Origin of the sequence: Xenorhabdus cabanillasii (assembly GCF_003386665.1) — a bacterium.
Classification (GTDB): domain Bacteria; phylum Pseudomonadota; class Gammaproteobacteria; order Enterobacterales; family Enterobacteriaceae; genus Xenorhabdus; species Xenorhabdus cabanillasii.
In genome coordinates this window covers 1,998,327-2,019,739 of record NZ_QTUB01000001.1, presented here as the reverse complement: position 1 = coordinate 2,019,739, position 21,413 = coordinate 1,998,327, and the positions used below count along the sequence as shown (strand labels likewise).

Sequence of the window (21,413 nt, the reverse complement as noted above, 5' to 3'; positions counted from 1 at the left end):
GTCTGCTGCTCCTTAAAGATTTTTTGTCCAGTTCGCGCCGTGTGATTCATAACGCTTGTGCTCAAATCCGGTATGGGTGTTGACTTGGGGCTGTCGCACGGATCTCGGTTTGTCAGGAAATAACCCTTGCCAGCTGTTGGCAATGGAGGTGCAAATCACTTCATCAGGATTGGCACATCCCGCTAATTGTCTGGCCTGCTGGCGGCAACTGGTTTCGGTCAGGGGTTTTCTGATTTCCTGCCTGAACGTCACCCAGTCCGTCCACGTTTCGGTGCTGACATTTTCCGGCTTGGCCGTCAGGGGATCAAATGCTGATTTTTTTGCTGTTTTCCTCTGCCCAGCCCCTTTGGGTTTTATAGGTTCTTTGACGGGTTCAAAAGAGTGATTGGTTCTGATGCCATCTGACGGCATAGGGGGTCTGCCATCTGGCGGCACAGGGGTGCCAGCCAATGACACAGAGCTGCCAGCAAGTGGCGCAGGGGGTATGCTTTTGGGTGACACAGGGTCAGCGGATAAATTCAGGTAATAGACATTCGAGGCATTCCCTTTCCCGTTGTGATTACCGAGCCGGTTTTCCTTGATAAGCAAGCCCATCTTAATCAGGGCATCAATGTGACTTCGCACTGCACTTTTGCTGCATTCACAGTGATCTGCAATATGCTGATATGAGGGCCAGCACTCCCCCTTTATCATTCGCATTATCGGCCAGCTTAATCAGCACCAGTTTTCTCAGGGGATTACCCACTCGGATACTCATTGCCTTCGCCATCAGACTCATACTCATGCCGTTTCTCCCTGTTACCCTACGCTAACTATCCCCATGTTCAAAACACCCTGCATCATCCGCCACCAGCGGGAATTTATTGAGGGGTTTTCGCTTCAGGCGGCGGGAAAACGGTAGGCAGATCAGGACGCAACTCATGAGCCTGAACCGCACCGTTTGAAAAAACCACAATATCGGGGATCCGTGATACCGAAATCCGTTTTTTCCCGTACAACCATGCGCTGATGAGCGATTGCGCACACCCCAGCACCTGAGCCAGTTTGGCCTGACTGCCGGCGATATCTATCACTTTTTTTATCACACTGTTTTTCATTAGTGCCTTTCTCCAACACCGCGGCAATAACAATATCACCAAAGGTCAATATAAATCACTATTGGAGTGTTTGTAAAGATATCACTCTAGAGATAGAATAAGCAACCGATAATTCAGGATAACAATACGAAGATAACCCCCTCATGAGGCACTTATGACTCTTGCTGATAGATTAAAAGAAGCCATGGCAGATAAAGGACTGACGCAATCCTCTCTGGCCAAAAAAGCCGGTATGGCGCAATCCATGATATGGAAATTACTCTCCGGGAACGCGACCAAAACAGGCCGGCTCGTTGATTTGGCCAAGGCATTGGATGTTCGCCCGGAATGGCTCAGTGATGGCAGTGGTCATAAACATCTCTATGGTGATAGTGATTTTGCTGCCCATCATGACAACCGTTATGTCCCAGTAAAAATTTATCAGACAGAACAGGAAACACCCGAATCGTTCATGGTGCCGGCCTTTTCTGAACAGCAAACCGCGTTTGACGCCTGCCGGGCTTACCGTATAACCCAAAATACCGGCTGCGCTGAAGCACCAGAAGGGACGGTGATTGTGGTGGATACACAGGAAGATATCGCCAATGATGATTTAGTCTATGCCCGCATCGAAGAACATTATTCCGTTTATCGTTATAAACAAGGGGGGGCTGTCGGTTTTTTATCTGTTGATGATTCACGTATCCCCTTGATAACCGTCTCACCTGACATGGAAATCGTCGGGGTGATTGTTTATTTATTTCGTAATATGAAGCGAAAGCGAAAACGATAACATTTCCACCTCCACTCGAAACACCGCCAAATCCTGCCTCTCCTTAATACAAGATACTGTTTTTAATGCAGTATCTTTAACACCATTGAAATCATCACTCCCTTCAAGATCCAATATCATTCAAATGATATCAAATTAAAATTATTTGATATCAATAAGATAATTAAAAAAATTGATTAATATCACTTTGGGTATGGATTTAATGAAATTTAAGTGATAATGTTAGGCGCATCAAAGTGATAGGAATAATCACTAAAATAGTCAGCGAGAGGATTTATGCGTACCTTTACTTCTGTCACCATCAAGAAACCGGCAACAAAACAAAAAAATACTATCAACATTAAAGGCATTGTTGCCAATATCGCACCAGCACATAGCCTGCAGACAGGAATAACACCTATCACCTTTTTGGCAGACCAATATTATCAGGGCAACGATCAGAATCACGGCATGGGAATAAAAAATAATGATGAATTTAAACATCATATATTAACGACCTATCGGATCAGACAAAAACATACCGACCCTGTTCCTTGCTATAACTTAGAACTCATTGCGGGTTACGGTTATGCACTCTATAAGCGGAGAGGACGATATATGCATTTAATTGATATCATTCCTCTGATTAAAGCAGACAAAAAACATTGTCAGTTATAAAAATAGCCACACAATAAAACGACTATAAATAAAATCTATAAATTTCAATCAATATTAAAATTTAATGGCAGCGCCTGCGCTGGGGAATGTTTCACTCTAAATTCAGAATGATTACGCACAAGTAGAGAACACGAAAGAAGTCTGTTATATGGAGACTGCAAATAAAGTGACTCAAATGGAGCCAGAAAAAATATCATCTTACATCTTTATATTGGGAACAAACAAAACACTGAGCAATGCCTATCAGTAATCAAAACAACAAGAGATACGCCCTGCTGGTACTGCCGATAGCCCGATCACAAGCAAGGGAGTTTTGAAAAATGGCTATCAGAGAGGGAGGCAAGCCATGGCGATAAGATACATTAAGCGTGAAGAGATGCAACGACTCACAGGAAAAAGCAAAACAACCCTTTGGAGAATGTACGCAAAAAGAAATGAGTTTCCTAAACCAGATAAGACTGCGGGTGGAACATTTCTAGGATGGCCTGAAGAGGTCTATGAGGCTTGGGTGAGAGAGAAGAAGTAGCGATAACTTGACCCATTACCTGACCCGTTATTTTGACGGGTTTTTCATTTTTTACTGTAACTATTTGATTTTATGGTCCCTACAGGATTCGATAATAGTAATTAATTTTTTGTTTTTAAATGATTTTATTTGGTTCAATTATCTACCATACCCCCTACAATACCCCCACATTATTTTGTCTCTGTTTGCCTGATTTCTATCTGGTTGGTACTACTGACAGTAGAGTTTTTATTGCAAAAATATCATCAATAAAACCAATATTGTCAAAAATGAAATAATAGTTTCAATGCGGTTTATCTGTTATTTTATTAAAATAGTAGCTCAACTAGGTCGTGTCCCTTAATGTAAATTGGTAGTATTATCATCTAAACGGTTTTCAATATAGGAAAAGATGATGGCACGCTACGACATTCCTGATGACGCATGGATATTGATATAACCTTGTTTGCCCCCGGTTCATTCAGAACGGGCAGGACGTCCCTATGTTGAACACCGCCGTGTGATAAATGGGATGTTCTGGGTATTGTGCTCTGGGGCTCCCTGGCGTGATTTACCTGACCGCTACGGGCCTTGGAAAACGGTCTATAACCGATTTAATCGTTGGTCAAAATCGGGCATTATCAACAAGATATTTAATCGGTTATTGTCCATTCTGGATGAAAAAGGTTTGATTGACTGGGCTGAAATTTGCCTGGATGGCAGCCATATTCGCGCGAGTAAAGAGGCCGCCGGCGCGAAAAAAAACAGCCCGATATCGCTGACGATCATGCGCTGGGTCGCTCACGCGGTGGTTATGGCACCAAAATCCACCTGGCAACCGACCGAAAGGGTTTTCCCCTCACCCTGATAGTGACTGCTGGGCAATCTCATGAAAGTCAATCGGCCATCCCGTTGCTTGATGGCATTGGCGTCCAACGCAAAAATGGTTTCATGAAACGGCGCGGCAAAGCCGTGCTGGCCGATAAAGGCTATTCGGGCGGAAAACTGCGCGGTTATCTGCGTAACTTGAGGATAAAGAGCGTTATTCCTTACAAAATCAATGAAAAAGGCAGTACTGATGGCCGCACACAATTTGATAAACAGGCTTATCGTGACCGGAATGTGGTCGAACGCTGTTTCGGTTTTCTGAAAGGAAATCGGCGTATCGCTACCCGTGACGAAAAAACTGCACGAAACTACTTGTCCATGGTGAAATTAGGCTGTATTCGACTCTTTTACAAGCGGTTATATAATTAAGGGACACGACCTAGTTTTAATTTCTTTACTTTTAAAATAGTAATTATTTTCATGTAAGTGTTCTTTAGCATAGAGATCATCTAATTCTTTAGATAACAGCTCAAGATTTAAGTAAAAATAGTCACTCATTTTATAATCTCATATACTCCAGAATAAATATAACAATCCGACAAGATAATATTACTTGCACTTATTAAGCGAATCCAAGTGTTAACCAAAATAACTAGCCCGAAGTTGAAAAAGAAATGAAGCAAAAAGAAAAGTATACCCCGCCATAAACTTCCAGTTTTTCTTAAATATATACCAAGAATTCCAAATACTTCTAAATCGCCTTACATTATCTAACTTTCCAAATAAAACAGTTCTTTCATGATACGATAGATTTGAAATTTTTATTTTTTTTATTATACGTTTTTCCATTTTCGTAAAACTAGATTTATGATTTATGGAAACAAGTTTATCAAAGAAGAACATCAAACTAAGTAAGAAAGCAATCATTTGAGCTGTTTGATTGGGTATTCCCCAACATCCTATACCAACTAGCAATGACCATTCAGCAATAGAATAATGTTGTAATTTTTTCCACCATTGATTCATATTTCTCGCGTAATTTTTTATATCTCGCTTTATTTTTGAAAATTCCAGTGATCTTTGACAATGACAGCAACGTTTCAAAATATACTCCGTTATAATTTATTTATAGGAAAATAACCCAGTGAAAATATATTACCATGAGTATAAAATTAACAACTATAAATATTATTTATCCTCATGGGTCATGACTCTATTTTATTGATAGTGATGAATGTTCAGATAATATCCTATAATTCTGTCATGCATTTCTATGGATTTTGAAAAAGACAATGTTTTGCGAGTCAGTCTTGCCAAATGTTGACGAAGATTCAGGTTATGCCTCTCTATGCGTTGGGTATAACGCTTGCTGGCCACATGGAGTTTCCCTGCGAGTGCTTTTTCGTAACTTTTCCAGCCATCTGTCATATAAATAATAATGTTGAAAGGTGCCAGTAAAGCTAATAGGCGCATTAATGTCTTTTTTGTTCTTGGACCAAAAACATGGGCGATCACTTTTCGCCTTATCCTGTCGTAGGCATAAAAGAGCCAACGAGGCTGCTTCTTTGACTTTACGTAAGACCATTGTTCATCCATTTCGCAGCAGACAATCACTTCAGTGCCAGGTTTAATCGCTTCTGTTACCGATTTGGGTTTGAGTTTTTTAAATGCCGAAGTACGGTATTCAGGCCAATCCCCATCACTCGTGCTGTCGCCCGACATCCCATTCCATTCATAGCCATATCGACGATTTGCTTATGGGTACCGAGACGACAAGCGGCATAAGTGAACTCCAGTTGCCAGGAGTGACGGCAGGATTGGCAAAGATAACGTTGGTGACCAGAACGCGAGCGCCCATTGCGATGGATCCCTTTCACTGCGGAACAAGAGGGGCAAGTTACATCAATCTTTGCCATTTGAATGTTTTCCAAATAGACAGACTATACATGATTCAATAAATTGATGTCACGACCTCCTCATGGCTTATTTCATTAAAACTAAACTATTCAGTAAGATCTTTGCGAGCCTTACGCTCAATAGGCTGACCATCATATGAATCAAAATAACGGCTAGGCCAGATTTCTGAAGGGTGTATTCCGAGATAATTCGCAATTATCCATTCACCTTTTGGCCAAGGCCTGCTGAGAGTATTGGCTAATGTAGAAGAACTTAATCCTGCTTGGCGGGAGACAGCCGCTAAGGTAGTACCACGCTTACGTAATGCAGCAATAATATCAGCTTGATGCCAGTCTTTTTTTATATCAATCATTCCTGCTACCCCTTCCATTAATTAATATTGATGGTGGCGATTCAGACAGGGTTCGCGGACCGGAGATCAACCATTCCGGCAAGGCAATGCCTTCCCTGCCTGAACCACCATTGAAAAGGCGATAACAGGCACACTGGTAGAAATTTCCTACCAGTGGGTTGATCATTCAAGGCCGCGACGCCTTGACCATTGGATTGTGCCAATGGCGGAGTTACTTTAACTGATTGTTTTACCTAACTCAATAACTGAACTGCTAAGTTGAACGACCATAAACCCGCTCAACATAACGCCCACGTCCGTCACCGTGCCCCAAATCCATTGAAACCAATGCCCTTGCCTCCTGATGGCTAAAACCATTCTGTTGGTAAAACACCAATGCTTCCTGCGCCCAGGCATACCGCAAACTATGGGGAGAATGGCAACCTTTTAAACCAATCCTTGTAGTATGTGTCCGCCAGTAGTTCATCGCCTGCCTGAGATCCGGCTTATCAATCAGCTTACCGCCGCGTTGTTCTGCAATGGCAATCGCCTGTTCTACAACTTCTTTCACCGCCGCAACATTCAATACATGAGTCTGCCTCGGTCGGCCTCCCTTTGTACCGAAAACAACATGCAGTTTTGGTTCTGGTTGCTCTAACTGTTTTCGCCAGCTTTTCAATGAAGCACTACACTGCACCGCTTCCAGAGAACGCAGCCCCATCAAACGGGCAAATTTCAGTGTAACGGCAAATCCGGCATCCCGTTCAACTGCCTTCTGATAAACAGTCTCAAACGTTGCATCAGGGATCGCTTGTTTTGTTCTGCACGACTGGCTCCATTTAATCCTAGGCTGTGTCCCTTAATATAAATTGATAGTATTATCATCTCATTAAGTTCATGACTGGAAAAAGATGATGGCGCGTTACGATATTCCCGATGATGCATGGATATTGATAGAATCGTATTTACCGCCCACTCATTCAAAGCGGGCAGGACGTCCCCATGTTGAACACCGCCGTGTGATGAACGGAATGTTTTGGGTCCTCTGTTCAGGGGCACCGTGGCGCGATTTACCTGAACGTTATGGCCCCTGGAAAACGGTTTATAACCGATTTAACCGTTGTCCAAATCAGGCATTATCAACAAGATATTCAACTTATTACTGTCCATTCTTGATGAAAAAAACTTAATTGACTGGTCTGAGATTTGTTTGGATGGCAGCCATATTCGCGCCAATAAATATGCGGCTGGGGCGAAAAAAAAACATTCTGATATCGCTGACAATCATGCGCTGGGTCGCTCACGCGGTGGTTATGGCACCAAAATCCACCTGGCTACTGACGGAAAAGGCTTCCCCCTCAACCTGCGGCTGACAGCAGGGCAGGTTCACGAAAGTCAATTTGCGATCCCTTTACTTGATGGCATTGGCGTGCAACGCAAAAATGGCTTTATGAAACGGCGGGGTAAAGCGGTGCTGGCCGATAAAGGTTATTCGAGTGGAAAACTGCGCGGTTATCTGCGCAAATTACGGGTTAAAAGTATTATTCCTTATAAAATCAATGAAAAAGGCAGTTCGGATGGCCGTACACAATTTGATAATCAGGCGTATCGTAACCGAAATGTTGTCGAGCGCTGCTTTGGCTTTCTAAAAGGCCATCGGCGTATTGCCACCCGTTACGAAAAAACAGCCCGAAACTATTTATCGATGGTGAAATTAGGTTGCATTCGGCTCTTTTACAGACGATTAAATAATTAAGGGACACGGCCTAATACGCAGTGCCGCCTTGCGTTTATTGATGGCATAGTTATCAATCCAATATTCTATCGCATCTTTTACTGTTACTGGTTTTAGCGTATCTTCTTTTATTATTTTTATTTGTATTCGGGGATCTCTCCCCTCAGCCAACCACGCTCGGCATTTATCTCTTTGTTCCCTTGCTGCCTTTAAACTTAAATCTGGGTATTTTCCCAATGTTAACCATATAGGCGCGCTTTCTCTTCCATATAAACGATAAAAAAAGACAAAGCTGATAGCTCCAGCTTTGCTAACCCTAACCGACAAGCCATTACCATCAGCAATGATTTGCTGTTTATCAGCAGACTTACCATGTAGTGATTTAAGTTTTTTATCATTGAGTTTGTTAACCGCCATTCGTTATCTCTTCTTAAATTTGCAATACACATTGCAATACGCAGGGTGCTGCAACAACCAGAAAACACCAGAACGAGTGAAAACCATAAATAGACGCTTATTGTTTTACTTTCATTAAGTTACAAGAAACATGAGGGCGTACAACACCCTTCTATCTATAGAGTTTATGTCTTTCACAGAGGTGTCAATGGCCACCCATTTAATGGCCGAACTGGTATCGTCGGTCGTGAACTCGGCGGACACTGATAGGGATGTCCCCAGCGTTTTTTCATATTTTGGCATGTGATAATCTCCCACAGGGATTAGGAATAAATTTTGAATTCAACGGTGGCGCGATACAGCTCAGTATCATGTTCGAAGCTGTTTTCACGCGCCACCTCAACGGGTTGGTGTGTTTTGACGGCATTAAACGCGTCATTGCAAATTGTCTCGGCGTGCTCTAGCGTAGGCGTCCAGCTGAATGCGCGTCATTTTCACGGACTGACCACTCAGCACATCGGTGTAAAGGCTGTACGTCGAGAACACGCACCACGCGGAGACCCGTTTGCGTTCAGTTTGCGGAATGAGATAGGGGAAAACCTGACCGGGCAACACCGGATCTAACAATTTGAATAAATCGCCATCGGTCATTTCGCCAGTACCTCATCTATCGCGTTCAGTGCCACCTGAAAGGCTGCTTCCGCCGCTTCATCCGCTTTTGCGTCAAATGCGGGGTCGATAAACGGTTTCGCGGCCATTCTGGAGGTGCCTTTTTCCAGAAAGCGCCAGTAATAGGCATTGCGCGGGTCATTTTTCTTCATCCGGGTATCACTGTTCGTGCCCGATTTGTTCGAGCCGCGTACATACACTCCCGCAGAGACCGTACCGTCCCGCTGTTTTTTACGGTTAGCGGCCATAATATTTCGCTTAAGCTTGCCCGTGCGTTTGGGCGCGCGGTTACGGGTCTCATCGCGCAGGATTTTCGCCCCGGCGTAAGTGCCCTTGCGCAAAACTTTGTTGTTTTCAGCCTTGCTGAGCAATGCTAAATCCCGCGACAGCTCTTTAAGCGCCGAAAAATCTACGGTCGTCATGATTTAACTCCCTCCTGACAGAGCAGCTCCAGTAACGTGAGTTTATTGTCGGGCATCACCGCCTGAATGGTGTAGGTTTTGCCCTGAAAGATAATTTCCATTGTGGTATCAATATCCCGGCGATAGCGTATCCAGAAACGGACGATGCTCTCCGATAAAACCGCGTTAGAGGCGACCAGTTCGCGACCGCTGATAAATTTCGCCTCCGCCCAGACGGTGGCTACCGTGTAGTGTTCTTTGGTGACGCCGCCCGAGGGGGTGCGCTGGCTGCGAATCCCCTGGATCGTGATACGATGGCGCAATCGGCCAATATCCATTGTGACTCCTCCTAAACAGGTCTGATACGGTAGTCATCCAGTAAATCCTTGAAGCCGGGGGGCAGCCGTTTGGGGTCCCGGGTTTCACACCAGAACCCCACCGCCAGCATTAAGGCCAGTTTAATCAGCGGCGTGACGACCATCCCGTCCATGTCCGACTCCGGTACGTGCGCTTCGTAAAGATTGCGATTCAGGTAGTTAACCGCTTTTTCCTTCGCGGCCTCCAGGTACGCCAGCAATAGCGCGTCCTCGCCATCGGTATCAATCCGACACTGCAATCGCAACTCTTTAATCGTAGGTAATTGCATGTTTTCATCCCATTAAAAAGGCGGCCTCAGCGCCGCCCCTTTGCCTTATTTGCCGGCCGTGCCCCCTTTCAGCAGTTTCACGGCGTTACTGTCCACCAGCATCGACCCCACCCGTTTTGTGGTGTAGAAGTGAATGAACGGTTTATGGGTGTAGGGGTCACGCAATATACGCACCCCCATGCGATCCAGAATGGTGTAGCAACGCTTGAAGTTGCCGAACGCCACTGGCACCTTGTCCGCCCCTAAATCCTCAAACTGCTCATTTTCGGCAATGCCATAGCCCAGCAACGCCGAGGGTTGCCCTGACTGCAAGCCCGGCTGCCACAGGTAATTGTTCTGACTGTCTTTCAGGGTGCGCACCTGAAACAGCATGTTGTTGTTCATCATGAACTTCGCCCCGGTACGGTACGGCTTGCGCAGGGTGTAAATCAGCCGCATGATGTCGCCGGCAGTGACCTCGGTCGGTTTTTTCAGCAACAAATGTTGCAGGGTGCCCCATTTGCGGACGTTGTCGTCCTGCGCATCACTGCCGTAGGTCAGCAAGCCTTTCGGTTTATTTTTACCGTCACCGTGGGTAAAAGCATTTTCCTCCTGCTCCGCAAATTCCTGCGTCAGTTCTGACGTGATAAACGCCTCCACATCGAAAAAGGCATCATCCAGCATGGTTTGAGTGGCGGCCGGGTTGCCGTAGATTTCACCCCATGTTGGTTCGATGGGCGTTAGCTTCGGTGTTTTCGTTTCCGGGCGTTCATCGGTTTCGCCAACCCAGCCGCTGTTCGTGCCCCCCTGATTCACCAGTCGTTTAAAATTGGGGTTACCCACCGGTATCACGTGACACTCGGCCCGCATCACCACCGCATCTTTCAGGGCAGTGATGATATTGCGATCCAGCTCTTCCGGCACCGCATACCCCCCGTCGGGATCGGTCGTGGTTTGCATGGCTTTTTGTTCCAGTTCCGCCAGCCCGTCTTCCTTGCCCTTGCGGATAAACTGCGTAAAGGCGGCTTTGTGCTCAGACGCCGCTTTGTTATTGCTGCCCCCGGTCGGGCGTTTCAGTCCGGCCAGTTCTTCTTCGAGCGCGGTTTTCAGGCTGTCCAGCTCGGATAATTTGCCGTTCAGGGTGTCCACCTGCCCCGCCAGTTTGCCCTTCTCGGCCTCTATCGCCTCAATGCGCTGGTCGTTTTTCTGTTTAAATTCGTCAAAACGCCCTTTGATTTCCTGCGCGATTTGTTCAACATCTTTCAATTCAACTGCCATAATGGACTCCGTGATTATTCAAAGGTAATGGTTTTTAATGCATTCAAAATGGACGCGTCTGTTTCAGCATCACGCAGCGACAACGCGCCATACCCCTCGGCCATGAATGCCTTGGCCTGAGAGCGTGAGAGCCCAACGTCGCGCAGGACTCGCTCAATATTTTTTTGGGCGGGTAATTCGCCGCGGGCAAACGCCGATTTCACGTTGCTGATCCGGGCGTCATCATTGGCCGGAAAGGTCACTAAACTGACCTCCCATAAATCGAGATCTTTCAGTAAAAACGCTTCCTTGGTTCGGTCGTATTCCCAGTCTTTGAGGATATAGCCGATAGACAGCCCTGAGAGTGACCCGGCTTTCATGTGGGCATGGACCCGTTTTGCCAGCGGGTCATCGTCAATCAGTAACCGCCCTTTCAGGTGCAGCCCGACCTCGTCTTCGTTCATTTCGGTATAAATGCCAATGGGTTCATCCATCCGGTGTTGCCAAAGCAACGCAGGCAGGCCGCCTTTCTCTCCCCACTGTTTCAGGGTGTTGGCAAAAGCACCGGGCATCACAATATCGTCATCGCTGTCTTTCACCCCGAAAACGGACCCGTAACCCTCGAACTCGCCGGAGTCACTGACCGATTTGATTTTCAGGGGGACATCAAGCCGTTGTTTTGTCATCATCGACATGGGGGGTTTCCTCCGTTGGGGTTGCCGGGTTATTTTCCGGCCCGGTCGTCATGTTCATCGGCGTGAGGTAGCTATCCCCGCCCTCGCGCGGGTTCAGCTCTTCCAGCTCTCGGCATTCATTTGGTGAGTAGATACCCCAGTTAATCCCGGTGGCATACGCTTCGAAGCGGGATTTCATGTCCCCGCGCAGTAACGCCCCGGTGTTGAATTTGGCATAGAGCCGTCCCTGCTTGCTGTCCCTGACCAGCCCGGCGTTTATCCGCTGTTCAATCCGGGTGAGATACGGCACCAGTGAATAATTGATAAACCCGATCCCGAGGTTTTCAATGTTATTGAATGTCGCCCTGTCCGTGTTTTGCACCATATGCAGCGGGACGCGGAAAATACGACAGATTTCCTCTAACTGGAATTTGCGGGTTTCCAGAAACCGTGCTCTTCGGTCGCCAGCCCCAGCCCGATGGCGTGCCGGGCATACGCTATCGGACTCAGGCCATTTAACCCATCCAGCGTAAAGATGCGTACATGCCACAGGTCATCCTGTGTCAGTGTTCGACTTTCTCCGTTTGGAAAGGTCACCTGATACTCGGGTTGCCAGTCGCTGTTCAGTTTCGGCGCCACGCTACCCGGATCAAGGGGCAGTAATTCCACTACCTCACCCAGTGCCTGGACCTTGTAGGCGTAGAAATTCCCCCGCAGGCACAGGCAGGCTATCAGTAACTCCCAAAATTCCTGTGGGGTCATGTAATGATTGGGTTTGACCGACAGCAGTTTATGCAGCCGTTCATTAGCCGCCCGCCGGTTACCCCGGGGCAGTTGCTCATAGAGTGAACAGGGCAGCATGCCAACCGATTCCGCCAGTACCCGCACGCAGCTAAACACCGCCGTCAGTTGCATGGCTAACGGCGGACTGACCCGCCGTCCGGTATACGTGTCATAGGACAGGCCAATCAGTTCACTGAGGTCGCGGGACGTCATCGGTTCAGCAGATTTTCGAAACAGTCCGGGAAAAAACATCAGGCCCTCCTATCCGGTTGACGCCCCAGCATCCGCGAGACCAGATACGACCAGCCGAGACACAGCAGGCCCGCCACCATAAACCCGGCCGCAGGCAATAGCAGCCATGCCCCGTAAGACACGAGTCCGCCGCCTGCCAGTCCGACCAGCGGGGCCGTTATCAATAATATTTTCATTAAAAACCTCAGAGGGTGCGTAAGCCCCGGCTGATCAGAATGTCAGACAGGCTTGCCTGTTGCTCCCCGCCATTGACCAGCAAGCGGCTCAGGGCAGTAAACAGGGCAAAGGGGCCGTCTATCTTGGCTTCCGGCGTGGATTTGTTGGGGAAAATGTTGTCGTTTTTATCCGGTTTAATGGTGACGTTTGACATCATCCAGTTCATCACCGGGTGGGCGTTATGGTGAAATTTCCCGCTGTACACCAGTGCCTCCAGGGTCTTCATGGCTTCTGACAGGTTGCGCACGGTCTGCGGAACTTCAACCAACGGTAACCCCTCTTCGGCCAGCGCCAGGCTGAACTGAGTCGCGCTCCACGGGTCAAAGCCAATTTCCTTCAGGTTTTCCCCGCTGACCCAGTATTGTAATTCCTCTTTTATCTGGATATGATCGACCACTTCACCATCGGTCAGTATCAGGACGCCCCTCTCCGCCCATTTGCGGTAGAGTTCAGCCATCTGACGGGAACAGCGTTCAATCCGATCTTCCGGCAGCCAGAATTTAAAATCGGCGTGAACATGGCCATTATTGCCCTGCCAGACTTTGACCGCCGCGCAGATATCGATTTTGTTCGCCAAATCCACCCCGACCCACATCGGATAGGTTTTCAGTTCATGTTGGGGGCGCAACGGCTCGCAGTCGTCCCATTTGAGCATATCCATCCACGCCGATTCCGCCGTGACCCACAAATTCATGTGCTTGGTGAAGAAGTTATGCCGGGCGCTGACTTGCTCTTTGGCCTTTTTCGCCAGCCGGCGCAGGTCATCCCAGCGCTTGCAGATACCGAGTCCGGGATTGGCTTTTTGCCAGACCGTTTCATCAAACGGGTCATCGTCTTTGTCGAGGGTATAAATCAGCCCGAAAAAGGTGTCGTCTTCCACCTGACCGCGCAGCACCTTGACCGCGTAGTCGCGCAGTTCGTAACAAATACCCTCTTTGTTAAACCCCGCGGTGGTGATACCGAACAGTAATGATTGCAACCGGGCACCCGTCGCGGTTTCCAGTACGTCCCAGACATCACGGGTTTTGTGGGCGTGTAATTCATCGACAATGCCACAATGAATGTTCAGCCCGTCCAGATTATTGGCATCGCTGGACAGAGGTTCAAATTTGGACGCGGATTGTTCCTGATAAATCGCCAGCTTGTTAAACTCAAACAGCCTGCCTAACGTGGGTCGGGCCTGTTTGATCATGTTCTTTGCATCTTCAAACACAATACGGGCCTGATCACGGGTGGTCGCTGCCGAATAAACTTCGGCACGGGGTTCGCTGAACGTGATCCCCCGTGCCTCACCGTGTTTCAGGTCATCCAAAAAACGCTGGCAGGTCAGTTTCACCAGTTCCCCGGCGACAATCTCACCCGCCACCACCCGTTCCGCGTAGCGAATACCGTCAGCCACTTTTGCCATCATTCATCCCTCGCTTTCAGCAGGTCAGCCAGCGGGTCGGCTTTATCTTCCCCGGCCATATTGACTTTGGAACGACTGGACGGCGACATGCCAAACGCGCTCAGCATGGCATGAATACGTTTCCACGCATCCGCTTTCATGCCGGCGGCGGGGTGTGCTTTGATTAACCCCTGATCGGTGCGGTAAGTGTAACCTTCCGTTTCCAGTGTCTCGCAGTGGGTTCGGTACTCGACATACGCCTCAATCAGTAATTCCAGCGCTTTCGCATCCAGACGGGTGAGTACACCGACCTGATTTAATTCCGCCGCGATACGCTCATGCCAATATCGACCCATTTTCCCGAAATGTTTAGGAACATGCGGCACCCCTTTTTCGGGTGTTGGTTCATGGGTGTTAATCGGGCGTTTTGATGGGTTACCCCTCACCAAACGCAGGTGGGTTGGGGTTGGCGGTCGTCCTGCCATGTGATTCCTCCGGTAAAATGGTGCAGTTGGGGCACCCCAAAAAAAGGTTTGCATTTCGCGGCGATCTAAACTGGGGCTAGGCGGCGGTCCTTATGGGCGAGGGAGGCAGGGATTTGACCCACCCCTACCCCTGAGTGACTATCACGGTCACTACGCAAATCTAACATTATTTCCCGTTTCCCCACTGGCGCTTCATTTGTTGCTCTGCGCCGATATATCCCAACGCAATCAGTGCCTCACCATCAGGGTAGTCATCCAGTAGCTGATTCAGTACGGTGATGCAATGTTCAAAATTCTGTTTCTGTTGTTCAGTGAGTGAGGTAACCAGCCCCCTGAACATTAATAGCGTTTGCTCATCTTCGGTCATCGTAATCGCTCCGTCGCCGTCTTACGTTTATGGCAAGGCCAGCACAATAATTCCAGGTTGGTTAGCGCATCCGTACCGCCATGCGCTTTGGGTATGATGTGGTCTACCGTCGTGCCTGTCGTCGCTCGTCCCTGACGCAAACATTGCTGGCACAGGTGCTTATCTCGTTGTTTGATGGTGGTTCGTAGTTTGTCCCACGGACTGCCGTAGCCGCGCGCATGTCGGCTCTGGCCCTGCTGATGGTTCTGCCAGCCGGTATGCAGATGATCAGGACAGTAGCCGCTGCGGTCAGTGGTCGTTTTAGGACAGCCTTGCTTGCGGCAGGCTCTTGGTATGCGGGCTGGCATGGCATCACCACGTAGAGAGCAGTCCGCCACGCCCACTCTCGCGGGTAACAAACTGGCGTAGTTCGTCACGGACTATCTGGCGGATTGAGTTGTCGTTGTTTATCTCAGTGGGCGGCACCGAATTCTGAATCCGTTCCATCAGTTCCGCTATACGTTCCAGTTGTGATTCGAGCCGGTTTAATGCTTCAGTGTCATATTTGATACCAATGGTGATGTTGTGTGTGGCTATGCCTGTACGCTGTGCCATGTTCGGTTCTCCTGTATTCCTGTTATGCGAGTGACCTGCTGGAAATAAAAATGCCACCAGCCCGTATGCGTTGGGTACGCGGCGGGAACGGGTGGCGGCATGCGTATTCCTTTCACCACTCAGGGGAATGGGTAAGGGAATATTTTGTTGAGTTTCAGTGGGTAACTGATTATTAAGAATTTATTCGCTTGTTGTTGGGTGAAGATGGGCTTATGAGTAACTAAAATATACTTTCTTTTCGGAGGTCTTTATGCATGGGGAATATTTCTGCTACGTTTGTAATAAAACGTTTTCTGCAAAATCTGCGTTTGATGCTCATGAGCGAATTCATACAGGAATCCGGCCTTTTATCTGTCCTCAGTGCAGTAAACCGTGCAGAAGTAGATACCATTTAGCTGAACATCAGAAGCGTCATTCAAAAAAAAGGTTTTTTTCCTGTCAATGCGGCAGCCAGTACAAGCATAAATCCCATTTTACTGCACATCAGAAAGCTCATCCAGCCTGTTCAATAACGAATCCAACCTTACAAAGTCAATCTCAGCCTGGGCCTTCTGGGTTAAATCGTCAGTTTCCGCAACATCCTAATCAACCATCTACCTCGCCTTTCGTTCCACAAGCCATGCAATCACCCATCATTCCGCCAGCTACTCAAAGAAATTACCCACTTCCATCTGGTGGCCCAATGAGACACCAACAACAGGATTCCCGTCACTGGCCTTATAATCATCTTGCAACACAAGCCCACATTACTAATAGATCTCGAACACCAGATGGCCTTCCTGATGATTGGCTTGATGAATCCTAAAAATCTCTTCGCTCAATCCTAGGTGTCCAGCCCCTATTTTTATAGGAGCTATTGACACTCCACCCTAACACACTCCTGCCACCCCAGTATCATTTGCTCTGGGGTGGCAATGTGTTTTCTGATTTCAATAGTCCATCCGGGATTTGACGCAAACTATCGAATGATACAGGTTCTGCCCATAGATCAATCAGCTCCTTGAATGTCGGTATAAATCCAATCACAAATGGACCGTAGAGCAGCATTGGAATGGGTAGGGTTTTAAGAGAAGCGGGATTAATTAGATAAAAAGCAGAAGTTTGGCGACCGAACTTTTCAATCTAATTAACCCGCCGATGCCTTGATTGCTCAAGGTTTTGGAATGAAAAATCCCCTAAACTTAGGGGCTACTGGCACTCAGTAATAACGTATTCCTGCAAATACTTCAGTTTTGCCCGGTCGTTGATAATGCCTTCTCGGATATCGAGAACAGTTGATCCAGCTTCTCCAGTGAGTTCGACGGTGGTTGCATCGACCACGCCGCCGGGGGTAACGGCTTCAGACACGGGGCAACTGGCTTTGATGCGCAGCTTGCGACGGCCAGCGGCAACATCAGCCCGCAAAGTGTCAATTTCAGATTTGGCATGGGCGAGTTCCTGTGTGTGTTTGGTGTCCAGTTCTGCAAGATGATTGATGCGTTCTTGCTGACTGGCAATGAGAGCGGATTGTTCAGATAACTGAGTAGTCAGTGATTCATGCTCACCGAGGAGTCGCCCGTTCTCTGCATACACTGAGTAGATGGAGTGGGTGACCATTCCTATCAGCCCAATGCCAACAATCGCAGCCATCATTTTTAGTTTCATAGCAACTCAAATGCCCGAGTGAAAACATCATCAGAATACGGTTGCTGACCGTTTTCCATTCGGATCATTGCCTTGACCAGTGATATCATGGTGGGCTGATGGTTGACATCTATCACCGCGCTGCTGGCCACACCAACCGCGTTACACACATACGCAATATAGTTCTCAGTATTATTTTCATTGGGCGGTGCCCAACGGGTAATGAGTTGGCTGATAGCATTCAGGCCGTATTTGCGTTCATAATTACGCAAAATTTTCAGCATGGCCCTGATGCCATATTCTGGCGATACAAACTGACAAAATGATTTATCTGTTTGGGTCTCTCTCAACCCCTGCCATTTATCCCCGTGGCGAATGTTGCCCGGATTGTGGTTGCGTATGCCTCTGCTCATCGGTTCACCCCAAATTTGTTTTTGAGAAAAATAAAGACAGATTCGATAATTGCCCCAATTTTTTTAGTGCCTAAAAACCCGATGAACACACCAAAAAACTGCGCCAGACTGAGCGGTAAATTGGCATATTCCAGTGCGGTAATAATCCCGATACTGATAAACGAACAAATCGCCGCTTCAGCCAATGACGCCATCCAGCCCGCGCCGTCTCGTTTCTCACGCGTAAATGCGGTTACCGCCGCTAGCAGCATTCCCGCAATGAGCGGGGCATTTATCATTAGCCAGTCCCAAACTTGAGACCAAAATTCCGTGTCTTTTTCAATCATGCGCATATTCCACCCCATTTGAACAATGGGCGTCCGTGGGGTGAGATAGTCGCCCCGGTGAGTTAATAATTCATCATAAACAGCGATTCAATTGATGTCGTTTTTGTTCCTGAGATGCCGCTAACTACCTCGCGCGACCAAATACAATCAAAATCATCGGGTGCGGTATATTCACTGACAAACACCGTGCAACGGCGCGATAATTCACGAACCCAGTCCCAAAATTCAATTGAGTCAAATGCGTTATGGTAGCCTGTCGTATTTGCATATGGCGGATCGCAATAAACGACAGCACCATTCGGTATATTTAATTCCCGGTAATCGCAACATTGCAATATTACGCCATCTAATTGCGTCAACTGTCGCTGAATGTTGTTGCGTGCCTCCAATTGATGGTCGCGGATCCGTGATTGCGTTTGTGTTACCCCCACATACCCGTTAAACCATCTGCCCGCATAACTGCAATTAAACCCCGCCCAGCCTGTTAAATGCGGTATTTCCGTTTTATTGTTTTTTATTTCGTGATACTGCGCTCGCGATATTGTCCCCGGAGGTTGCCAGCCAGCGAGTAATGCTCGCCACATTGCCATCAGGTATTCGTGGTTATCCGCCGCAATAACAGGGCCAGTATGTTGGGTGTTAATGTCACTCACCATGTTCATACCCCCTGCAAACGGCTCAACATACACCGTATCTGTCGTCATACGTTCCAGAATGAAGGGCGCGATAAATTTCGCGATCCGTGATTTACTTCCCATGTATTTCACCGCCTGCCTCTCTCTATTGGGTGCGTCCAGAAAACAAAAAAGGCGCTTAGGCGCCCTGTGAATTAGCGTTAATAGGTTGCCAGCCGCAATGCATGTATACGGAGGTACTGAGAGTGATTGCGGTGGCAAATATGAAAAAGTCCACGCCGGAGCGCAGCCTAGAATATTCGTCTAAACATCCCGGATTCTGACGGGATTTTGAACTACGAAAATTTTGTAGTTGGATAGAGGTGTTCTCTATACCAATTCGAGGTGTTGCTCGAAATGGTTAAATACAAAATTGGTGACTACCAGAAAGCAAAAAGCCCCACTTGGTTAGTGAGGCCTTGGAACTACCCCAATATTATTGGGATAGTCGATAAGAAAAAGCCCCGCACTGCGCGGCTATGGCATTCAGGGTGTAGATTTATTTCCAGTTGAAGAAAAAATGCAGCGTATTACCTACGTTTTGTTTCAGTAGGTCGCCTAGTTGTTTTGCGCCGTCAGAGGCATAGACGAAATCAGTTGTAGATTTTGCGGTTGTGCCAAGATTATAAGTTGAACCATTCGCCGTTATTTCAAGAGCTTTACTCCCTAAGTCTGGTTGGTTTTGGGTGTCAACTCGCAATCCTATATTCTCAAAAGTACCGATAGGGCTTTCGTATAACCTGAAATCTGAGATACCCCCAACACCTATGGTGCTTTGAAGATTGGTCAGAACACCAAAAGTAGATTCACCCGGACTTAAATCCCCCGCTTTGGTCATATACCCCCAATCTTGACTCTCACCATACTTGCTAGTCCCTATCTCAAGATCAAAAGACAGCATACAACCCATCTTTGTCCAATCACAAGCCAGCATGTCTTGTTGCTCAGGATTCCAAGCAAAAGTTCCCTCTTTATTTCCCTGTTTAACAGCCTGGTCATCTTTTCCAATATTATCACCGTAAATGTAGGTAAGTTAATCAGATAAATTATCTGCATTACTGTTACAATCGATAACACGATAACCTGATTCTCTGCCTGTTCTTATGAAATCGAAGATAATACTTTCTGAGCCTGAACGAATCACATTGCAACAACTTGCTTTGAATCATCCACATCGGGACATTCGTACGCGAGGAACGGGTTTGCTCATGCTTGCCAGAGGGATCAAGCCGTCCCAGATCACCGCTGAAATCGGATGCAGTCTCCGGGTTATCTATAATTGGGTTCACATGTGGCACAATTCAGGGATAGCGGGATTATTAGGTGGTCATGCCGGAGGCCGGTATCTCGCCATGACGCCTGACATGATTGCCACTGCGGTCGAAGCGGCCAGCGCAGAGTCCCTGACACTCGCCCGGATAGCTCAGTGCGTTGAGGCAAAGCATGGTGCCCTGCCTTGTACGCTTGAAACGCTGGCAAATACCCTGAAAAAGCAGGGGCTCACCTATAAACGAACCCGACTGTCGCTTAAAAAAAGCGTAACGAAACGGAGTTTGCTAAAAAAATCCGCCTTGCTGAATAAAATTAAGGCTGGAGCACAGTTAGGCCATTACCGTCTGCTCTATTTCGATGAGGCGGGTTTTGCCGCGTCTCCTCCGGTGCAATATGGATGGAGTCCACGGGGTAAGCCCCATAAAACTGAGCCTCGAGAGCATGACAGACGGTCAGTTCTGGGGGCGTTAAATTACACGGATAACACGCTGTTTTACCAGACAACGTCAGGCAGTATCACGCGCGATGACGTGATTGATTTTTTAGAGCAGGTCGCCAAACAAGGGGACAACCGCCTGACATTTTTAGTGTTGGATAATGCGCGTATCCATCACGGGATCGAAGAACAAATCAGAAATGGCTGGTTACGAGAACACAACATGTTTTTATTCTATCTTCCCGCTTACAGCCCAGAGCTGAATTTGATTGAGATCGTCTGGAAACAGGCCAAATACCATTGGCGACGTTTTATCACTTGGACTCAGAATACAATGGAGCATGAATTAAATACTTTATTGAAAGGTTATGGCGACCAATTTGCAATTAACTTTTCTTGAGTACTTATTAGCATCCCAGACATTACGACGTACATTATTCCCCAAATACACTTGAATCATTGCCCAAGGGAAAGAACCGACTGGCGCAGATACATCATTGTCAATTTTATAACTGACAGTAACATGAGCTTTATATTGCTCAGGATCAAACGAGCATTGTTTATTATCCAGCTTATTAACATCAGACATAAATCCCTCACTTTATTATTCGTTAGTGGTCATTTCATCCTACTGCTAAGCCAGTTAATATTACTTAAGTTGTATTTTTATCTCAATTTAATATCCGTTAACAGAATTAATACGCATTAAAATAGGGCTGCG

General features: G+C 47.3%; 29 protein-coding genes and 6 pseudogenes. 8 read left to right on the top strand and 27 right to left on the bottom strand.

The features are described from left to right. Window positions 1-12 precede the first annotated feature (12 nt). Window positions 13-784 (bottom strand): annotated as a pseudogene (locus BDD26_RS09600) (helix-turn-helix domain-containing protein). A 76-nt stretch (window positions 785-860) separates the two neighbouring features. Continuing rightward, on the bottom strand, window positions 861-1,097 hold the full coding sequence (locus BDD26_RS09595) for a YdaS family helix-turn-helix protein (RefSeq protein ID WP_115826408.1): 237 nt from the start codon (window positions 1,095-1,097) through the stop codon (window positions 861-863). Window positions 1,098-1,251: 154 nt separating this feature from the next. On the opposite strand from BDD26_RS09595, the gene BDD26_RS09590 reads away from it, so the two are divergent. From BDD26_RS09590 to BDD26_RS09575, 4 genes are all read left to right on the top strand, one after another. Then, window positions 1,252-1,869 (top strand): helix-turn-helix domain-containing protein, encoded by a 618-nt coding sequence (locus tag BDD26_RS09590; protein ID WP_115826407.1) that lies wholly within the window; start codon window positions 1,252-1,254, stop codon window positions 1,867-1,869. A 276-nt stretch (window positions 1,870-2,145) separates the two neighbouring features. Next, a complete protein-coding gene (locus BDD26_RS09585; protein WP_115826406.1) occupies window positions 2,146-2,526 on the top strand; it encodes a hypothetical protein in 381 nt (126 codons plus the stop codon). 346 nt (window positions 2,527-2,872) lie between these two features. Beyond that, complete coding sequence (locus BDD26_RS20095; RefSeq protein WP_046335935.1) at window positions 2,873-3,052, top strand: helix-turn-helix transcriptional regulator; 180 nt, start codon at window positions 2,873-2,875, stop codon at window positions 3,050-3,052. A 445-nt stretch (window positions 3,053-3,497) separates the two neighbouring features. Further along, a protein-coding gene (locus BDD26_RS09575) for an IS5 family transposase (protein ID WP_244922700.1) occupies window positions 3,498-4,288 on the top strand; the annotation gives its coding sequence in 2 pieces (ribosomal slippage) (window positions 3,498-3,789 and window positions 3,789-4,288; 792 coding nt in all). Between the two features lie 210 nt (window positions 4,289-4,498). Here the strand turns inward: BDD26_RS09575 and BDD26_RS09570 are convergent. The 5 genes and pseudogenes from BDD26_RS09570 to BDD26_RS09555 all read right to left on the bottom strand — a co-directional run. Next, a complete protein-coding gene (locus BDD26_RS09570; RefSeq protein WP_013185032.1) occupies window positions 4,499-4,885 on the bottom strand; it encodes a hypothetical protein in 387 nt (128 codons plus the stop codon). A gap of 192 nt (window positions 4,886-5,077) precedes the next feature. Further along, window positions 5,078-5,775 (bottom strand): IS1 family transposase gene (locus BDD26_RS09565; RefSeq protein WP_232217502.1). Its coding sequence is split into 2 segments (ribosomal slippage): window positions 5,078-5,526 and window positions 5,526-5,775, totalling 699 coding nucleotides; the frame shifts between segments, so codons are not numbered across the junction. Between the two features lie 86 nt (window positions 5,776-5,861). Next, window positions 5,862-6,128 carry a helix-turn-helix domain-containing protein gene (locus BDD26_RS09560; protein ID WP_010848813.1) on the bottom strand — a complete coding sequence of 89 codons (267 nt, stop codon included), beginning with the start codon at window positions 6,126-6,128 and terminating at the stop codon, window positions 5,862-5,864. After that, a complete protein-coding gene (locus BDD26_RS19530) occupies window positions 6,121-6,294 on the bottom strand; it encodes a hypothetical protein (RefSeq protein ID WP_155270992.1) in 174 nt (57 codons plus the stop codon). The genes BDD26_RS09560 and BDD26_RS19530 overlap by 8 nt, the downstream gene beginning before the upstream one ends. 87 nt (window positions 6,295-6,381) lie before the next feature. Next, a pseudogene (locus tag BDD26_RS09555) lies at window positions 6,382-6,971 on the bottom strand (integrase domain-containing protein); the annotation flags it as partial. A gap of 50 nt (window positions 6,972-7,021) precedes the next feature. On the opposite strand from BDD26_RS09555, the gene BDD26_RS09550 reads away from it, so the two are divergent. Then, a protein-coding gene (locus BDD26_RS09550) for an IS5 family transposase (RefSeq protein ID WP_115826405.1) occupies window positions 7,022-7,863 on the top strand; the annotation gives its coding sequence in 2 pieces (ribosomal slippage) (window positions 7,022-7,229 and window positions 7,229-7,863; 843 coding nt in all). Between the two features lie 27 nt (window positions 7,864-7,890). Here the strand turns inward: BDD26_RS09550 and BDD26_RS09545 are convergent. The 14 genes and pseudogenes from BDD26_RS09545 to BDD26_RS20495 form a co-directional block, all read right to left on the bottom strand. Continuing rightward, a pseudogene (locus BDD26_RS09545) lies at window positions 7,891-8,259 on the bottom strand (Arm DNA-binding domain-containing protein); the annotation flags it as partial. Between the two features lie 414 nt (window positions 8,260-8,673). Continuing rightward, window positions 8,674-8,889, bottom strand: coding sequence for a hypothetical protein (locus BDD26_RS09535; RefSeq protein WP_244922699.1), 216 nt, complete (start codon window positions 8,887-8,889; stop codon window positions 8,674-8,676). Further along, on the bottom strand, window positions 8,886-9,329 hold the full coding sequence (locus BDD26_RS09530; protein WP_115826403.1) for an HK97-gp10 family putative phage morphogenesis protein: 444 nt from the start codon (window positions 9,327-9,329) through the stop codon (window positions 8,886-8,888). The genes BDD26_RS09535 and BDD26_RS09530 overlap by 4 nt, the downstream gene beginning before the upstream one ends. After that, a complete protein-coding gene (locus tag BDD26_RS09525; protein WP_115826402.1) occupies window positions 9,326-9,646 on the bottom strand; it encodes a phage head closure protein in 321 nt (106 codons plus the stop codon). Before BDD26_RS09525 ends, BDD26_RS09530 begins: the two co-directional genes overlap by 4 nt. Window positions 9,647-9,657: 11 nt before the next feature. Beyond that, window positions 9,658-9,954, bottom strand: coding sequence for a head-tail connector protein (locus BDD26_RS09520; protein WP_115826401.1), 297 nt, complete (start codon window positions 9,952-9,954; stop codon window positions 9,658-9,660). 45 nt (window positions 9,955-9,999) lie between these two features. Continuing rightward, a complete protein-coding gene (locus BDD26_RS09515) occupies window positions 10,000-11,211 on the bottom strand; it encodes a phage major capsid protein (protein ID WP_115826400.1) in 1,212 nt (403 codons plus the stop codon). Between the two features lie 14 nt (window positions 11,212-11,225). Beyond that, window positions 11,226-11,879: an HK97 family phage prohead protease gene (locus BDD26_RS09510; RefSeq protein ID WP_115827531.1), complete on the bottom strand. Its 654-nt coding sequence runs from the start codon at window positions 11,877-11,879 to the stop codon at window positions 11,226-11,228. Next, window positions 11,857-12,899: pseudogene (locus BDD26_RS09505) on the bottom strand (phage portal protein). Before BDD26_RS09505 ends, BDD26_RS09510 begins: the two are co-directional and overlap by 23 nt. A gap of 184 nt (window positions 12,900-13,083) precedes the next feature. Further along, entirely contained in the window at window positions 13,084-14,523 is a 1,440-nt protein-coding gene (locus tag BDD26_RS09500) for a terminase large subunit (protein WP_115826399.1), read from the bottom strand. After that, window positions 14,523-14,987, bottom strand: coding sequence for a phage terminase small subunit P27 family (locus tag BDD26_RS09495; RefSeq protein ID WP_115826398.1), 465 nt, complete (start codon window positions 14,985-14,987; stop codon window positions 14,523-14,525). Before BDD26_RS09495 ends, BDD26_RS09500 begins: the two co-directional genes overlap by 1 nt. A 166-nt stretch (window positions 14,988-15,153) precedes the next feature. Further along, window positions 15,154-15,354 (bottom strand): hypothetical protein, encoded by a 201-nt coding sequence (locus tag BDD26_RS09490; RefSeq protein ID WP_115826397.1) that lies wholly within the window; start codon window positions 15,352-15,354, stop codon window positions 15,154-15,156. After that, a complete protein-coding gene (locus BDD26_RS09485) occupies window positions 15,351-15,701 on the bottom strand; it encodes an HNH endonuclease (RefSeq protein WP_115826396.1) in 351 nt (116 codons plus the stop codon). The genes BDD26_RS09490 and BDD26_RS09485 overlap by 4 nt, the downstream gene beginning before the upstream one ends. Before the next feature lie 4 nt (window positions 15,702-15,705). After that, on the bottom strand, window positions 15,706-15,948 hold the full coding sequence (locus BDD26_RS09480; RefSeq protein ID WP_115826395.1) for a hypothetical protein: 243 nt from the start codon (window positions 15,946-15,948) through the stop codon (window positions 15,706-15,708). Further along, complete coding sequence (locus BDD26_RS20495) at window positions 15,927-16,049, bottom strand: hypothetical protein (RefSeq protein ID WP_280524515.1); 123 nt, start codon at window positions 16,047-16,049, stop codon at window positions 15,927-15,929. Before BDD26_RS20495 ends, BDD26_RS09480 begins: the two co-directional genes overlap by 22 nt. A gap of 153 nt (window positions 16,050-16,202) precedes the next feature. Between BDD26_RS20495 and BDD26_RS20085 the strand changes: the two genes are divergently transcribed. Together BDD26_RS20085 and BDD26_RS20490 are read left to right on the top strand one after the other, a co-directional pair. Beyond that, window positions 16,203-16,343: a hypothetical protein gene (locus BDD26_RS20085; protein ID WP_244922697.1), complete on the top strand. Its 141-nt coding sequence runs from the start codon at window positions 16,203-16,205 to the stop codon at window positions 16,341-16,343. A 287-nt stretch (window positions 16,344-16,630) separates the two neighbouring features. Beyond that, the gene (locus BDD26_RS20490; protein WP_280524514.1) at window positions 16,631-16,753 is read left to right on the top strand and encodes a hypothetical protein; all 123 of its coding nucleotides are present in this window, start codon (window positions 16,631-16,633) and stop codon (window positions 16,751-16,753) included. 383 nt (window positions 16,754-17,136) lie between these two features. On the opposite strand, the gene BDD26_RS09475 is transcribed toward BDD26_RS20490, so the two are convergent. The 5 genes and pseudogenes from BDD26_RS09475 to BDD26_RS09455 form a co-directional block, all read right to left on the bottom strand. After that, complete coding sequence (locus tag BDD26_RS09475; RefSeq protein WP_244922696.1) at window positions 17,137-17,592, bottom strand: lysis protein; 456 nt, start codon at window positions 17,590-17,592, stop codon at window positions 17,137-17,139. Then, window positions 17,589-17,984 carry a structural protein gene (locus BDD26_RS09470; protein ID WP_115826393.1) on the bottom strand — a complete coding sequence of 132 codons (396 nt, stop codon included), beginning with the start codon at window positions 17,982-17,984 and terminating at the stop codon, window positions 17,589-17,591. The genes BDD26_RS09475 and BDD26_RS09470 overlap by 4 nt, the downstream gene beginning before the upstream one ends. Then, window positions 17,981-18,316, bottom strand: a complete 336-nt coding sequence (locus BDD26_RS09465; protein WP_170140389.1) for a phage holin, lambda family — start codon at window positions 18,314-18,316, stop codon at window positions 17,981-17,983. Before BDD26_RS09465 ends, BDD26_RS09470 begins: the two co-directional genes overlap by 4 nt. Window positions 18,317-18,372: 56 nt before the next feature. Continuing rightward, window positions 18,373-19,068 carry a DNA adenine methylase gene (locus tag BDD26_RS09460; protein WP_115826391.1) on the bottom strand — a complete coding sequence of 232 codons (696 nt, stop codon included), beginning with the start codon at window positions 19,066-19,068 and terminating at the stop codon, window positions 18,373-18,375. Window positions 19,069-19,483: 415 nt separating this feature from the next. Beyond that, window positions 19,484-20,014, bottom strand: a pseudogene (locus BDD26_RS09455) (DUF7823 domain-containing protein); the annotation flags it as partial. Window positions 20,015-20,087: 73 nt separating this feature from the next. Between BDD26_RS09455 and BDD26_RS20080 the strand changes: the two are divergent. Continuing rightward, the gene (locus BDD26_RS20080; protein WP_244922695.1) at window positions 20,088-21,092 is read left to right on the top strand and encodes an IS630 family transposase; all 1,005 of its coding nucleotides are present in this window, start codon (window positions 20,088-20,090) and stop codon (window positions 21,090-21,092) included. On the opposite strand, the pseudogene BDD26_RS20925 reads toward BDD26_RS20080, so the two are convergent. Then, a pseudogene (locus BDD26_RS20925) lies at window positions 21,093-21,281 on the bottom strand (Thoeris anti-defense Tad2 family protein); the annotation flags it as partial. Window positions 21,282-21,413: the final 132 nt, after the last annotated feature.